Below are 13,684 nucleotides of genomic sequence, written 5' to 3' on the forward strand. Positions count from 1 at the left end.
GGAGCCTGAAGAAGCGGGTATCGTGCTCATATTCACAGCAGGCCAACGTCCCGCCTGTGAATATCTCCAATTATCTATGATAACGTACGTTTCGCAGATTTAACAGTATTATGCGCAAGCATCGTGATGGTCATTGGACCTACTCCGCCCGGAACCGGCGTGATGAAGGATGCCTTTTCCTTTGCCCCTTCAAATTCAACATCACCGCAAAGCTTTCCGCTTTCCAGACGGTTAACGCCGACGTCAATGACAACAGCACCCTCTTTGATCTGGTCTGCATTGATGAAATTGGCTCTGCCGACTGCCACCACCAGGATGTCCGCTTTTTTCGTATGTTCTGTAATGTTTTCTGTTCTTGAATGACAGTAGGTAACCGTCGCGTTTTCATTTAATAAAAGCTGGCCGACAGGTTTGCCGACAATATTGCTTCGGCCGACTACAACAACTTCTTTACCGGAAAGGTCAATATTCGTTTTCTTCAAAAGCTCAACAATTCCGTGAGGCGTACAAGGAAGAAACGTATCTTCGCCAAGAAGCATTTTCCCTACGTTTAACGGGTGAAAACCGTCTACATCTTTATCAGGAGAGATACGTTCGATTACCGCTTTTTCAGAAATATGGTCTGGAAGCGGAAGCTGAACGAGAATGCCGTGAAACTCAGGATCTTGATTGTATTGATCGATAATGGAAAGCAGTTCAGCTTCGGTAAGGCTGCTGTCAAATTGATCGAGCTTGAAATTCATTCCCATTGTTTCAGCCGCTTTTTTCTTTCCTCGCACGTAAGAGTGAGAAGCAGGATCATCTCCAATCAAAATAACCGCCAGTCCAGGAGTGACGCCTTGCTTTTTAAGCTCTTCTACCTCTTTTGCCAATTGTTCGCGTTTTTCTCTAGCCGTTTCTTTTCCGTCGATGATTGTTGCAGTCATTTTCTTTCCTCCTATGATTGTTCAATATCTGATTTAATGTTAGAAAGAACCCCGTTTACAAACTTTGTCGCTTTGTCATCACCAAACCGTTTTGCCAGCTCAATCGCTTCGTTCATAGAGACATTCACCGGAATGTCTTCGGCATATGCCATTTCGTATGCTGCCAGACGCAAAATCGCGCGGTCAACATTGGCAATCCGATCGAGCTTCCAATTCACCAGATGCTTGGAGATCATTTCATCCAGCTGAACTTGGTGTTCCAATACCCCGTGCACAAGCTGTTCAAAGAAAGGATCTGTTTTTTCTTCATCCAATGCATGTTCTATGGCTTCATTCACTGCAATATCGCTGACATCAATTTGAAATAGTGCCTGCAAAGCTTTTTCTCTTGCTGTTCTTCTTTTCATTTTCTTTCTCCTTTGATCCTCTTTATCCGCTTGTCGTTAAGCCACAAAGAGATCATAACATATTTTTTTCGTATCCGCATATTGAAATCAAGGTTTTTTACCCTATTGCCGAATATTTTCACACACCTTAATATGATTATTCGGATTTCACGTTCATGAAGAAACTCGGCTGCCTTGAGCCGGTTTTCTTCATGCTTTGAAATAAAGGGTAACGTGTAAAAAAACCAAAGGGCCGCCCTCCCCTTGGTTTTTTGTTAAGCCATTTACATTTCTTCGTCGATTTGGACTTCCTGGGCTTTTGTGTCAAATTGAATGCCGACGATGTGAATATTGATCTCATTAATCGAAAGAGACGTCATATTTAATAAGGTTTGACGAATGTTTTCCTGAACAGACGCTGCAACTTTCGGAATTGAAACACCGAATGTAACGACACAGTATACATCGATTGTAATTCCGTCATCCGCCAGATCTACTTTGACACCTTTGCCATGATTCACTTTACCGAAGCGCTCAACGACACCTGTCGCAAAGTTTCCGCGCATTTCGGCAACCCCGTCAACTTCTGAAGCTGCTATGCCGGCAATGACCTCAATGACTTCCGGTGCAATCTCAACCTTACCTAAATGCGTATCTTCTTGATCCATTTTAAGCAAGCTGTTGTCTTTCATTCAATTCACCTCCGTAAAAATTATGAGCCCATTACATCATATGTTTCTAAAAATTTTGTATTAAACTCTCCGCTTACAAATGTTTCGTGTTCAAGCAGTTTTAAGTGGAACGGGATTGTTGTCTCAATGCCTTCGATCACGAATTCGCTCAATGCGCGCTTCATGCGGGCAATGGCTTCATCTCTCGTTTTTCCGTATGTGATTACTTTTGCAATCATACTGTCATAGTACGGAGGGATGGCATAGCCCGGGTACGCAGCAGAATCGACACGGACACCAAGGCCGCCGGGAGGCAGGTACATTTTAATTTCACCAGGTGACGGCATAAAATTTTTACTTGGATTTTCTGCGTTGATTCGGCATTCGATAGCCCAGCCTTGGAATTCGACATCCTCTTGTTTGAGGCTGAGTTCCATTCCTGATGCAACTTTGATCTGTTCCTTAATCAGGTCAGTTCCTGTTACCATTTCTGTTACTGGATGTTCTACCTGGATTCTCGTGTTCATTTCCATGAAATAGTAGCGCTGTTCTTTGTAGTCGTAAATAAATTCAACAGTTCCCGCGCCTGTATAGCCGACTGCTTTTGCAGCCTTAACCGCTGCATCTCCCATCTGCTCCCTGATTTCTGAATCAAGCGCCGGAGACGGCGTTTCTTCCAAAAGCTTTTGCAGGCGTCTTTGAATCGAGCAGTCGCGTTCACCCAAATGGATCGTATTTCCGTAGTTATCGGCAAGCACTTGGATCTCAACATGACGAAAATCTTCTATGTATTTTTCGATGTAAACACCTGGATTTCCAAATGCTGTTGCAGCTTCCTGCTGTGTAATCTTAATGCCTTTGATCAGTTCCTCTTCGGTGCGGGCAACCCTGATCCCTTTTCCGCCTCCGCCTGCGGTGGCTTTTATAATTACAGGATACCCAATTTCATTAGCAAGCGAAACCGCTTCTTCCACATTTTCTATAATTCCTTGTGATCCCGGTACGATCGGGACGCCTGCCTGTTTCATCGTTTCCCGCGCAACGTCTTTTGTTCCCATTTTTGAAATGGCGTCAGCACTCGGGCCGACAAAAGTGACGTTGACTTCTTCACATAATTCCGCGAAATCAGCATTTTCAGCTAAGAACCCATATCCCGGATGAATAGCGTCCGTGCCTGTCAGCTTCGCAACACTCACAATATTTGTAACATTTAAGTAGCTGTCTTTTGATGCTTTCGGTCCGATACAAAAAGCTTCATCGGCCATTTGAACATGAAGGGCATCTTTATCGGCTTCTGAATAAACAGCGACAGTCTCAATTCCGAGCTCCTTACAGGCTCTGATGATTCTGACAGCAATTTCTCCTCTGTTGGCGATCAATAGCTTTTTAATCATGTTAAGTCTCCTTACTCTGCTTTCACAAGAAATAGAGGTTGTCCGTATTCGACCAGCTGGCCGTTTTCTACTAATACTTCAACGATTTCGCCTTTTACTTCTGCTTCGATCTCGTTGAATAGCTTCATCGCTTCTACAATGCAGACAACTGTATTTTCATTTACTTTTGAACCAGCCGTTACATAAGGGCCAGCTTCCGGTGATGAAGATGCATAAAACGTTCCTACCATTGGTGAAGTAATTTTATGCAGATTTTCATCTTGCTTCGGTGCTTCTTGGGCAGGTGCGGGAGCTGCTTGCTGCGCTTGCGGCTGAACTGCCTGCGGAGCCTGAGCCTGTACAGATGCTGCCGGCGCCTGCTGCATGACTTGAACAGTGCCTGCTTCATGTTTTTTCAGTTTTAAGGATACACCTTCATTTTCATATACGAATTCGTCAATTGTAGACTCGTCAATTGCTTTAATCAGCTCGTGGATTTCTTTCATATTTAACATTCAATCGCACTCCTATGTATGAAATTTCTTTTTTATAGGTTACTACTAAAAGTACATACTATGTTTATCTTACAGGAGCGGACTTTTGAATTCAACTCTAATATGATTGCAACGCAAAAAGCCCGCTGTTTAAGCGGGCGTGTTTTCCTCTTTCTTTATTTGGATGGTTCAAATGTGACAGCGACGTCTTTCATTGTTTTGATTTCTTTTGCCACAAGGTCTATGATCGCTGTGGCCTTCGATTTGGAGTGTTTGTCTGATTTGACTGTAATATTGATTTTATCTCCTTCAGCATTAACGAGCGCATCTTCGTAACCTTGTGTTTTAATAAGCGTTTCCAGCTGTTTTTCTGTCCCTTCCACTTCACTGAGAGCCGTCATTTTATCGTATGCTTCGCTTTTCTCTTTTGCTGTTGCATCATCGCTTGACACAATGGCATTCAGCTCTTCTCTTTCTTTGCTTCTGGCATCTTCTAAATCAAGACGGTACGTCGTGAACAGATCATCATCGGCTGTTTCTGTGACAACAGTCCCTTTTTCACTGGCTTCAGCGGATGTTTCCTTGTCTGCTGATGAATCTTTCGTGCCCTTTGTTCCATCTTCTTTTTCAGTTTCTGTACCGTTTTTTTCCTTCGTGTCTTCCTTGGCAGGCGCTTTTTCAGTTGCTACCTCTCCGCTGTCAGACGCGCTTTTTTCACTTTGCATTTGCACGGCATTTTTGCTTTCCGGAGACATGATATAGTAGACGCTTAACACCACGACAAGACTGAGCATTGTTAATAGCCAAACAGTTTGTTTTTTGAGCATTTATGAATCCTCCTTTATTTTTTTAGGGGCAACCGCAACCCGGTGGCTTGGAACATCCAGGACCCGTGTCACCGCTTCAATAATGGTTTGTTTTATTTGAACGTTGTCCACTCCTTGAGCAACAACGAGTACACCGCGTATATCAGGCTTTTTCGTTTGGACGACGACCGGTGTTTCTTTATCGCCGTTTTTGATCATGACGATTTCTTCTTCGGATGTCTGATCTGTAACGCTTCTAGTTCCGCCTTCTTTATCTGTTTCTTCAGTGGTTGTATTTTTGTTTGATTTGTTTTTTTCGTATACTTTCAGCGACGTCGCATCAACATTTACGACAACAGAGACATCGTCCACACCTATGATTGTTTCAAGAATTTCTTTCAACTGGTTCTCGTATTCTTTTTCATAATCATCGATCGAGTTCTTAGGTTCATCAGATTTTGAGGCTTTAAACACTTCAGCTGTTTTCTCTTTGCTGTCTTTGGTATCTTGTGAGGATACCGCCGTTATCGGTTTGGCGTTTTCTGTTTTCTCAGGAGAAGAAAACAGCTGGCTGACAAGCATAAAGGAAACTCCGAGAACAAAAACGAACAGAAAGTAATGATATTTGGTCAGCTTCGGCTTTTCACCGTCCTTCGTTTGCCCCGGAAGAAACTGCTTTTTCAATACATTCCATAATCCGTTTTTATTCATTGCCGACACTCTCCCCGCCTTCCATATGAACCGTAATTTTCTCACTTCCGATTTCCCAAATGTCCGCAAGCTGCGTTTGGATCTGTTTGGCTTCTTTTTGTTCGGCTGCTTCTTTCGTTACGTATGCATGATCTGTATCAATGTGGACCGGCGCGACCGTTTGGACCGTTTTTTCAGAAGACGGGGCCATATACACGCTGATTGTTTTAATATCCTCTTCTGAATCTACCTTTTCTCCTGCCGTGAGTTTGATGCGCCCTACTTTGTATTCATCATGACTGAATCTCTCCTCCGCTTTCTTTTTTAGTTGGACAGCCATTTCTTCTAAAATATATGCGCGCTGGGAAGCTTGTATTTCTATTTTTTTTGAATTGATTTGATTTTTTATGTCGGCAGACTCTGACTGCCCGTTTTTTGTGAGGTATTCAAAGATGACTGCAGGGTCTGTGTTAAAAAGCTTAAAAATCGGCGTGAGCATGACGACAATTAAGAGCAGGCTGACTACCATTTTTGCGTACTTTTGCATGCTGGAGCTTGGCAGCAGCATATCAATGACAATTGCAAATAGGATAAACAACACGATGGTGGTAAGCCATTCAGTTAGAAAACTCATCCGTCAGCCTCCTTTATTTCATCATCATCGTGAGGTTTCCGGCTGTGATAATGACAGTAAGGCTTAAAAAAAACATGAGAGACACAATGGCGAGAGCTGCAAATATATAAATGACGCTTTTGCTGATGACGTCGAGGCAGGTAATGACAGGGCCGCCTCCAAGCGGCTGAAGAATAGCGGCTGCCAGCTTGTAAATAAAAGCGAGGGAAAGCACCTTGATTGCCGGAAATGCCGCAATACAGATTAAAATAGCAACACCGAGAATCCCTACGGTATTTTTCAGCAATAAGGAAGCGCTGATCACTGTGTCTGTCGCATCAGTAAACATTCGGCCAAGCACAGGAATAAAGTTACCGGTTATAAATTTAGCCGTCCTGAGCGTAATGCCGTCTGTCACTGCAGCTGAGGCTCCCTGAACAGAAATAACGCCGAGAAAGATGGTAAGAAAGACGGCCAGTGCCCCGATGGCGATATTTCTGAGCAGGTTGGCCAGCTGCGTTACTTTGTATTGTTCGGTCATCGTGCTGACAATGCTCAGAATTGCTGATAAGAAAATCAGCGGCATGACGATATTCTGAATTAAAAGACCGCTCGTGTTCATCAGAAAGAGAATAACAGGATGAAAGAAGGCTGCAGATACAGCTCCGCCTGAGGAAGCCAAAAGCGCCAAGAGGAGCGGAATGAGCGCCAGTATAAAGCTGGTCATCGTCTGAATGGCCTCTGTCGCATAATTGATTGCCACATGAAAACTGTTCAGCGCGAGGATAATCAGCACCATGTACACAATTGAGTAGGCGACCTTGCTGACGGTGCTTTGCTGAAACGCATTTTGCAAAAGCTGCAGGATAACACAGAAAATCGTGAGTAAAATCAATGTGCCCAGCAGCTTTCCATTAGCAAGCACTTCATGAAACAAATAAGAAAAGAGCGCCTTCAGCCATTCTTGCGGCGAAAAGGATTTATCGCCATTGATAAACTCCATTAAGCTGCCTTTTTGGCTTTCCGGCAGCAGTCCGCCGTACTCTGACATAATGTCATTCCAAAATTCACCGATCTTGTCTGTTTCAAGCGAGGACGCTGTCCTTTCCGCTAATTGCTCAGCCGTTTCAGCATGGTGATCCGTTTGTTCGGCGTCCCCTGCTGCTTGTACAATTTCTGCCCGGCCTGTTATGATCAGCACGGCCAGAAGCAAAGCCCATTGAAAACGCTTCAATCTACCGCCTCCTTTCGGTTATGACATAGAAGGTATAAGTCCGAGAATCGTTTCGATAATGACTGTTAAAATAGGCACAGCCATAACGAGAATTAAAATTTTCCCTGCCAATTCTATTTTCGAGGCGATGGCTCCTTGGCCGGCATCTTTTGTGAGCTGCGCCCCGAATTCAGCAATATAGGCGATTCCGATAATCTTTAAAATGGTTTCAACATAAACCATGTTGACGTTTGCATTAATTGCGATTTTTTCTATCATTCGAATAATGTCGTAGATTTGGTCTACTAAATAAAGAAAAATGGCACAGCCGGCAAACACGACGATTAAAAACGCAAAAGTCGGCTTTTGTTCTTTTACAATTAAAGAAAGGAAGGTGGCAATCAGCCCTAAACCTACAATTTGAACAATGTCAATCTGCAAGCCCCCCTATCCTTGGAATAAAAACACAGCTTTTATCTTTTTAAAAAGGTCATCTACGATCGTGGCGACCATAAATAAAATATAGATAAAACCTAGCAGCGTCACCCATTGGGCATACTCTTTTTTGCCCATCTGATCCAAAATCGTGTGTAAAAATGCGACCACGATTCCGACTCCGGCGATTTGAAAAATGACATTCACGTCTACTCCCATTTTATTTTTGCTCCCCTCACGTTTACATCAATAGAAGAATGAGTAACAAACCCGCTAAAAAGCCCAAACTTTTTATCATCTTTTCATTTTTGGCTTGTGCCTGCTCCGCATCCGCTTCAGAGGCTTCCAAGTGTGTCAGCGCCAGCTTGATATGCTTTTGCTGTGAGATTCGGTCATGAATCCCGAGCGTCTCGCCAAATTGCTTCAGCACGTCATATTCGCTTTTTTTCAGAGACATGGTGTTCCACACTTTCTTTAAGCTTTGCTCCCACGCCGTTTTTGCGGAATCACTGCCCTTGTCAAGCTGATCACTGAACGTGATAAAAAGCGCCGAAACAGGCTGTGCCAGCTGTTTGGCTATCTGCTGGGAAGCGGTATGAAGCGGTGTATGGCCGTACATGATTTCAGCCTCGAGAGATTGGAGTGCTGCGCGCAGCTGGCGAATTTGCCGCGGCCGTTCCGTATAAATCTTCGCCATTTCAAAACCTGTCCATGTTGTCGCTACCACAATGAATACAGCGCCCAGCAGCTTCAGCATGACTTCACGCCCATCGTTCCAGACAGCACATTTCCGTCTTTGTCATAAATGCGGCTTACAGTGCCCGGCCCCTTCGCTCTCGATAATTCCAAATAGCGGTCAAAGGCCTTTTCTTCCCATAATCGCTTCAATGAAGGCCGCTTCATCAGATCGGATATGCTCCAGCCATGCGCCGAGACGATTACCGAAACACCGGCATGCAAGGCCTCAAGAAGTGCATCTGTATCTTCCACGCGTCCGATTTCATCAACAATGATCACCTCAGGGCTCATGGATCGAATCATCATCATCAGCCCCTCAGCCTTCGGACAAGCGTCTAATACGTCAATCCTCTGCCCAAATTGATGCTGGGGAATGCCGCGCAGGCATCCGGCAATTTCTGACCGTTCATCGACGATTCCTGTCTTTACGGGCAATATGCGATTTTTGCCGGTGCTCGAGAGTCTGGCAAGATCCCGGAGAAGTGTTGTTTTGCCGGTTTGCGGCGGACCGATAACCAGCGTATTCAGCCAGCTGTTTTGATATAAGTATGGAAGCAGCGGCTCCGCAATCCCCAGCTTTTGCCGGGCAATTCGTATATTAAAAGATGTGATGTCACGGAGGCCTTTCACACCTCCGTTTTCCGTAATGACTCTGCCTGCCAGCCCGACCCTGTGGCCGCCTCTGATCGTGACATACCCTTTCTTCAATTCTTCTTCGAGCGTATACATACTATAGTTGCTGAGCCGGCTGAGGATCAGATGGGCATCCTCAGCAGTGCCCGCATAGGACAAAAAAACAGGTTGTCCTTTTCGAATCAATTCAACAGGGCGGTTGACCCGAATTCGGACTTCTTCGATTTCCAGCCATTGATGTTCCGGTATTTCAGAAAGGGCATTTTTCATGGATTCTGGGAGAACCTCAGCAATTTCATTCAACAGAGCCTCCTCCTTTCTACCGATTGGCTTCTTTAAAATGTATGATGTGAGGCAGACTTTATGACAAGCCTCTCTTTATTTATGAACACCAGCCAAAATCAAAACAACACCCGTAAAAATCAGAATCAGCTTTGCATACGACAGCTGCCCGGCAATTTGGTAGATTCCGACAGTCATGGTGATGATAAAAATCAGCGGACCGACAATAGCGAGAATGCTGTTAACCACAACCGCCTTCCGGACATCATTTGTCACAAGCATGATAATCGCTGCCGTCAGCTCAATCATTGAAGATAAAACTCGCAATCCAGCCATTGTTAAAACAGTAGAATTGATATTTCCAAGTAAAAATTTCATAGCACTCTCCCAACCTCCCATTTTTTTATATGATATGCTCTAGCTTGCAGAAGTAGTCTTGTCATTTTCGTATAAAAGAAAGATTCTGTTTTTGGGCACAAAAAAAGCCTGCTCCCTTTTGGGAACAGACTTCTTTATTTCTGTTTATGCTCTTGAAACGTAAGAACCGTCTGTTGTATTGACAACAAGTGTGTCGCCTTCATTCACAAAGAACGGCACGTTAACAACAAGGCCGGTTTCAGTTTTCGCAGGTTTTGTGCCGCCTGATGCTGTATCGCCTTTAATACCAGGTTCAGTCTCAACAACTTTCAGCTCAACTGTGTTTGGCAGTTCGATACCGAGCGTTTCATCTTGGTACATCATGATATGCACAGACATGTTTTCAAGCAGGTATTTTAATTCCTCTTCGATTTGAGCCGCACTCAGTTCAAGCTGCTCATAAGAAGAAGTATCCATAAATACGTGCTGGTCTCCGTTTGCATATAGGTATTGCATTGTTTTTGTTTCGATTTGCGCTTTCGCTACTTTTTCACCAGCACGGAAGGTTTTTTCCTGAATGGCGCCGGTACGAAGGTTGCGAAGTTTAGAGCGGACAAATGCCGCGCCTTTACCAGGTTTTACGTGCTGGAAATCAACGACGCGCCAAATGCCGCCGTCTACTTCGATTGTTAATCCTGTACGGAAATCGTTAACTGAAATCATGTTTAATGTCCTCCTATATTCCAATCACAAAATAATTAGTTCTTTTGGGGAATGGGTGATTGTCCGGTTGCCGTTTTCTGTAATCACGATGTCATCTTCTATACGGACACCGCCTGTTTCTGGTATGTAAATGCCCGGCTCCACTGTGACCACCATGCCCGGTTCAAGGATAGCTGAAGATCTGACGGACAATCCCGGCGATTCATGAACTTCCATGCCGAGCCCGTGCCCGGTTGAATGGCCGAAATACTCACCGTAGCCTTTTGCAGCAATGTGATCCCTTGTAAGGGCGTCAGCCTCTTTTCCTGTCATTCCCGGCTTAATATGTGCGACGCCGAGTGCCTGAGCATCAAATACGACCTGATAAATCTCCTTCAATTGATCGCTGGGCTGGCCTACAGCGACCGTACGGGTAATATCAGAACAATACCCTTTATAATAAGCGCCAAAATCAAGCGTAACAAGGTCTCCGCTTTCAATCAGTTTGCCACTCGCCACACCATGCGGAAGGCTTGACCGAAGGCCAGAGGCGACAATCATATCAAAAGAAGAGCTGTCAGCTCCTTGGCTTCTCATATAAAACTCCAGCTCATTGGCAACAGCGATTTCAGAAATGCCGGGTTTCATAAACGTCAAGATATGTTTGAAGGCATCATCTGCAATCTTCGCAGCTTCCTCTAATATCTTAATCTCTTCACTAGACTTAATCAAGCGCAACTTTTCTACAGAATCAGCGACAGGCACTAATTCAGCCTCGCTGATAACCGTGCTGTATGATGCGTATGTACCGTATGTCATGCTATTTTGCTCAAAGCCAAGGCGTTTGATGCCGAACGCTTCAACCGTGTCGGACACAGTCTGAATTAAGCTTCCGCCGTGTTCAATGATCTCAAAGCCCTTTATCTGAACCTTCGCCTGCTCTGTATAGCGAAAATCCGTAATAAACGCGGCCCTGTCACCTGATATGACAGCCAGGCCCGCAGAACCCGTAAACCCAGTCATATAGCGTACATTTGTGCTGCTTGTAATCAGCATTCCGTCAATCCCCAGCTGACCAAACAGGTTTCGTAATTTCTCTAGCTTCATCTTTATTCTCCCCCTTGCTGGCTAATTAAGTAACGGAGCGCAAGCTTGTAGCCTTCAGATCCAAGACCGACAATCTGCCCTTTCGCAACCGGAGCGATGACCGACTGATGCCTGAATTTTTCTCTGGCATATAAGTTTGATAAATGCACCTCAACCACTGGAAGGCTGATGCTAGAAACAGCATCCCTGACCGCATAGCTGTAATGGCTCAGGGCGCCAGGGTTCAGAACAATCCCATCGTATTGCTCCTCAGCCTCATGTATCGCATCTATCAAATCACCTTCGTGGTTAGACTGGAAGAAAGTGAGCTGGATATGTAAGGCTTCAGCAAAATGAAACAGATCTGTTTCGATATCAGTCAGTGTCCGGCGGCCGAATACCTCCGGCTCACGCTTACCCAGCCGATTGACATTTGGGCCGTTCAAAATTAAAAAATGAGGCACATGAATCTCTCCTTTTCACGAGGGTTTCTCATGTAAAAAATGTTCACTTCTCGTGAACATTTTATCATACTGGAAAAGGATAATACACTATTCTCTATGCGTTCCAAGCGCACGTGCCAGCTTTTCCGAATTCAGCTCATTGTATTCAAATGAAATGGAATAACCGACAAACAGCCCGTAAAGCAAATAGATGCATATGGTCGTAATAATTGTATCTGCTTTCAGCTCGGTCACCGCGCGCACATCAGGAAAGATCGGATTAAAAACAAAAAACACGAGCAGCCAAAGCAGCAAGCCGTATAAAATACCCGGCCACATTGTTTTTAAACGTTTCAATAGAAGAAAATAAAGAAATGCTGCGCCAATTGAAATAATCCCGATCAAAATGATGCTGATTACGGTTCCAAGTCCATGTTTTTTCCACTCACCGAGCACAAACGGCTGCAAAATCATATTCGGGCTGACTTCGGAAAAATGAAACAAATACGCAATATAAGCGATAAAACTCCATAATACGCCGCCGCAAAAACCTGTTGCCGCCACCCTGCCGGCCATCGGAACAGGCGGCCCTTGCTTCTCATTCGATTCTTTATTTTGTTCTGTGTTTTTTTCGCTTGTCATCATGGCACCTCCTGTTAAAAGTGTGCCCAAAAAATAAAATGTCAATTAAAAAGCTCACACTTTTTGGAAGCTACGAGTAAAATTTGAAAATAACGGGTATAATGCATGTAGAAAAAGCAAGGCTATGGCAATTTTTCAGCCTGTCAATCTAGAGGTTTAGCGCTGTTTCCTGTACAATAGAGTGAAAGGAAATGGTTAGCAATCCTAAAGAAATAGGCAGGTTGATAATATGTCAAAACATAAAATTCCGCCCGCTTACGGCGGGCAGGCAGTTGTGGAAGGCGTTATGTTTGGCGGAAAGCATCATTACGTTACGGCCATCAGAAGGACGGATGGAAGCATTAACTTCTTTAAGCTTCCCCGCAAACACAATCCGAAACTGAACATCGTGAAAAAGATACCGTTTTTACGGGGGATCGCGGCCATTATTGAAGCGAGCGCAAACGGCACCAAGCATTTGAATTTTTCAAGCGAACGTTACGGGCTTGATCCGTCTGAAGACGAGACACTTGAGCAGGAAGAGAAAAAATCCTCCGGGCTGTCTATGTATCTCAGCCTCGCTGTAATCGGCGTCTTATCATTTTTGTTCAGTAAATTCGTATTTACATTGGTTCCTGTTTTCTTAGCTGAACTGACAAGGCCGATTTTCTCATCAGACATAGCGCAAATCGCGGTTGAAAGCCTGTTTAAGTTGATTTTGCTGCTCGGTTATATTTACTTTTTGTCCATGACGCCGCTCATTAAAAGAGTGTTTCAATATCATGGAGCCGAACATAAAGTCATAAACTGTTATGAACAGAATTTGCCAATTACAGTGGAGAATGTTCAAAACCAATCTCGGCTTCATTATCGCTGCGGATCAAGTTTTATTTTATTTACGATCATTGTCGGCATGTTTGTCTATATGCTTGTTCCGACAGATCCGCTATGGCTGCGTGTTATAGATCGTGTTGCACTGATACCGGTCGTACTCGGCATATCCTTTGAAGTTCTGCAGCTGACGAACAAAGTGCGTGATATTCCCGGGCTGAAATTTCTTGGGTATCCGGGCCTCTGGCTTCAGCTGTTAACAACAAAGGAGCCTAAGGATGACCAGGTTCAAGTTGCCATCGAAAGCTTTAACGAGCTTCTCAGACTCGAAGAAATGTCTGGACAAAAGCAGAAGCCTTCTCACAACGTCATCTAAAAATCCGT

19 protein-coding genes are annotated in these 13,684 nt (G+C 44.4%); 1 reads left to right on the plus strand and 18 read right to left on the minus strand.

Annotated elements, in window-relative coordinates; all coding sequences use genetic code 11:
- Positions 1-74: 74 nt before the first annotated feature.
- The 18 genes from folD to MOB98_RS14765 all read right to left on the minus strand — a co-directional run bounded on the left by folD (position 75) and on the right by MOB98_RS14765 (position 12,493).
- Positions 75-926, minus strand: coding sequence for a bifunctional methylenetetrahydrofolate dehydrogenase/methenyltetrahydrofolate cyclohydrolase FolD (gene folD / locus MOB98_RS14680; protein WP_222143138.1), 852 nt, complete (start codon positions 924-926; stop codon positions 75-77).
- Positions 927-937: 11 nt separating this feature from the next.
- Entirely contained in the window at positions 938-1,333 is a 396-nt protein-coding gene (gene nusB, locus MOB98_RS14685) for a transcription antitermination factor NusB (protein WP_003226401.1), read from the minus strand.
- A gap of 263 nt (positions 1,334-1,596) precedes the next feature.
- Positions 1,597-2,004: a fatty acid biosynthesis protein YqhY gene (gene yqhY / locus MOB98_RS14690; RefSeq protein WP_003236896.1), complete on the minus strand. Its 408-nt coding sequence runs from the start codon at positions 2,002-2,004 to the stop codon at positions 1,597-1,599.
- A 20-nt stretch (positions 2,005-2,024) separates the two neighbouring features.
- On the minus strand, positions 2,025-3,377 hold the full coding sequence (gene accC / locus MOB98_RS14695; RefSeq protein WP_268360564.1) for an acetyl-CoA carboxylase biotin carboxylase subunit: 1,353 nt from the start codon (positions 3,375-3,377) through the stop codon (positions 2,025-2,027).
- Positions 3,378-3,388: 11 nt separating this feature from the next.
- Entirely contained in the window at positions 3,389-3,871 is a 483-nt protein-coding gene (accB, locus tag MOB98_RS14700; RefSeq protein ID WP_268360562.1) for an acetyl-CoA carboxylase biotin carboxyl carrier protein, read from the minus strand.
- 155 nt (positions 3,872-4,026) lie between these two features.
- Positions 4,027-4,677: a stage III sporulation ratchet engulfment protein SpoIIIAH gene (gene spoIIIAH / locus MOB98_RS14705; protein WP_268360560.1), complete on the minus strand. Its 651-nt coding sequence runs from the start codon at positions 4,675-4,677 to the stop codon at positions 4,027-4,029.
- Positions 4,678-5,367: a stage III sporulation protein AG gene (gene spoIIIAG / locus MOB98_RS14710; RefSeq protein WP_268360558.1), complete on the minus strand. Its 690-nt coding sequence runs from the start codon at positions 5,365-5,367 to the stop codon at positions 4,678-4,680. It abuts the gene before it with no gap.
- On the minus strand, positions 5,360-5,980 hold the full coding sequence (gene spoIIIAF, locus MOB98_RS14715) for a stage III sporulation protein AF (RefSeq protein WP_268367149.1): 621 nt from the start codon (positions 5,978-5,980) through the stop codon (positions 5,360-5,362). Before spoIIIAF ends, spoIIIAG begins: the two co-directional genes overlap by 8 nt.
- A gap of 13 nt (positions 5,981-5,993) precedes the next feature.
- A complete protein-coding gene (gene spoIIIAE, locus MOB98_RS14720; protein ID WP_268367150.1) occupies positions 5,994-7,193 on the minus strand; it encodes a stage III sporulation protein AE in 1,200 nt (399 codons plus the stop codon).
- 18 nt (positions 7,194-7,211) lie between these two features.
- Entirely contained in the window at positions 7,212-7,613 is a 402-nt protein-coding gene (gene spoIIIAD, locus MOB98_RS14725; RefSeq protein WP_003230228.1) for a stage III sporulation protein AD, read from the minus strand.
- A 6-nt stretch (positions 7,614-7,619) separates the two neighbouring features.
- Positions 7,620-7,826: a stage III sporulation protein AC gene (spoIIIAC, locus tag MOB98_RS14730; protein WP_003153142.1), complete on the minus strand. Its 207-nt coding sequence runs from the start codon at positions 7,824-7,826 to the stop codon at positions 7,620-7,622.
- Positions 7,827-7,848: 22 nt separating this feature from the next.
- Positions 7,849-8,364: a stage III sporulation protein SpoIIIAB gene (spoIIIAB, locus tag MOB98_RS14735; RefSeq protein ID WP_268367151.1), complete on the minus strand. Its 516-nt coding sequence runs from the start codon at positions 8,362-8,364 to the stop codon at positions 7,849-7,851.
- A complete protein-coding gene (gene spoIIIAA, locus MOB98_RS14740) occupies positions 8,358-9,281 on the minus strand; it encodes a stage III sporulation protein AA (protein WP_268367152.1) in 924 nt (307 codons plus the stop codon). Before spoIIIAA ends, spoIIIAB begins: the two co-directional genes overlap by 7 nt.
- Before the next feature lie 75 nt (positions 9,282-9,356).
- Entirely contained in the window at positions 9,357-9,638 is a 282-nt protein-coding gene (locus tag MOB98_RS14745; RefSeq protein ID WP_003226379.1) for a YqhV family protein, read from the minus strand.
- 144 nt (positions 9,639-9,782) lie between these two features.
- Positions 9,783-10,340: an elongation factor P gene (gene efp / locus MOB98_RS14750; RefSeq protein WP_268367153.1), complete on the minus strand. Its 558-nt coding sequence runs from the start codon at positions 10,338-10,340 to the stop codon at positions 9,783-9,785.
- Between the two features lie 24 nt (positions 10,341-10,364).
- Positions 10,365-11,426, minus strand: coding sequence for an aminopeptidase PapA (gene papA, locus MOB98_RS14755; RefSeq protein WP_268360676.1), 1,062 nt, complete (start codon positions 11,424-11,426; stop codon positions 10,365-10,367).
- A gap of 2 nt (positions 11,427-11,428) precedes the next feature.
- Entirely contained in the window at positions 11,429-11,869 is a 441-nt protein-coding gene (gene aroQ / locus MOB98_RS14760; RefSeq protein WP_268360678.1) for a type II 3-dehydroquinate dehydratase, read from the minus strand.
- Between the two features lie 87 nt (positions 11,870-11,956).
- Positions 11,957-12,493, minus strand: a complete 537-nt coding sequence (locus MOB98_RS14765) for a YqhR family membrane protein (RefSeq protein ID WP_268360679.1) — start codon at positions 12,491-12,493, stop codon at positions 11,957-11,959.
- A gap of 226 nt (positions 12,494-12,719) precedes the next feature.
- Between MOB98_RS14765 and MOB98_RS14770 the strand changes: the two genes are divergently transcribed.
- Positions 12,720-13,676 carry a DUF1385 domain-containing protein gene (locus MOB98_RS14770; RefSeq protein ID WP_268360680.1) on the plus strand — a complete coding sequence of 319 codons (957 nt, stop codon included), beginning with the start codon at positions 12,720-12,722 and terminating at the stop codon, positions 13,674-13,676.
- Positions 13,677-13,684 lie beyond the last annotated feature (8 nt).

The organism is Bacillus sp. N13C7 (assembly GCF_026790065.1).
Taxonomy (GTDB): Bacteria; Bacillota; Bacilli; order Bacillales; family Bacillaceae; genus Bacillus.

What these genes read in the sequence shown, in the direction of transcription:
- spoIIIAH (WP_268360560.1), bottom strand. Translation starts at nt 4,677, where the DNA reads ATGCTCAAAAAACAAACTGTTTGGCTATTAACAATGCTCAGTCTTGTC.
- spoIIIAB (WP_268367151.1), bottom strand. Translation starts at nt 8,364, where the DNA reads ATGCTGAAGCTGCTGGGCGCTGTATTCATTGTGGTAGCGACAACATGG.
- spoIIIAG (WP_268360558.1), bottom strand. Translation starts at nt 5,367, where the DNA reads ATGAATAAAAACGGATTATGGAATGTATTGAAAAAGCAGTTTCTTCCG.
- MOB98_RS14765 (WP_268360679.1), bottom strand. Translation starts at nt 12,493, where the DNA reads ATGATGACAAGCGAAAAAAACACAGAACAAAATAAAGAATCGAATGAG.
- folD (WP_222143138.1), bottom strand. Translation starts at nt 926, where the DNA reads ATGACTGCAACAATCATCGACGGAAAAGAAACGGCTAGAGAAAAACGC.
- nusB (WP_003226401.1), bottom strand. Translation starts at nt 1,333, where the DNA reads ATGAAAAGAAGAACAGCAAGAGAAAAAGCTTTGCAGGCACTATTTCAA.
- accC (WP_268360564.1), bottom strand. Translation starts at nt 3,377, where the DNA reads ATGATTAAAAAGCTATTGATCGCCAACAGAGGAGAAATTGCTGTCAGA.
- papA (WP_268360676.1), bottom strand. Translation starts at nt 11,426, where the DNA reads ATGAAGCTAGAGAAATTACGAAACCTGTTTGGTCAGCTGGGGATTGAC.
- spoIIIAC (WP_003153142.1), bottom strand. Translation starts at nt 7,826, where the DNA reads ATGGGAGTAGACGTGAATGTCATTTTTCAAATCGCCGGAGTCGGAATC.
- MOB98_RS14770 (WP_268360680.1), top strand. Translation starts at nt 12,720, where the DNA reads ATGTCAAAACATAAAATTCCGCCCGCTTACGGCGGGCAGGCAGTTGTG.
- accB (WP_268360562.1), bottom strand. Translation starts at nt 3,871, where the DNA reads ATGTTAAATATGAAAGAAATCCACGAGCTGATTAAAGCAATTGACGAG.
- efp (WP_268367153.1), bottom strand. Translation starts at nt 10,340, where the DNA reads ATGATTTCAGTTAACGATTTCCGTACAGGATTAACAATCGAAGTAGAC.
- MOB98_RS14745 (WP_003226379.1), bottom strand. Translation starts at nt 9,638, where the DNA reads ATGAAATTTTTACTTGGAAATATCAATTCTACTGTTTTAACAATGGCT.
- yqhY (WP_003236896.1), bottom strand. Translation starts at nt 2,004, where the DNA reads ATGAAAGACAACAGCTTGCTTAAAATGGATCAAGAAGATACGCATTTA.
- spoIIIAF (WP_268367149.1), bottom strand. Translation starts at nt 5,980, where the DNA reads ATGAGTTTTCTAACTGAATGGCTTACCACCATCGTGTTGTTTATCCTA.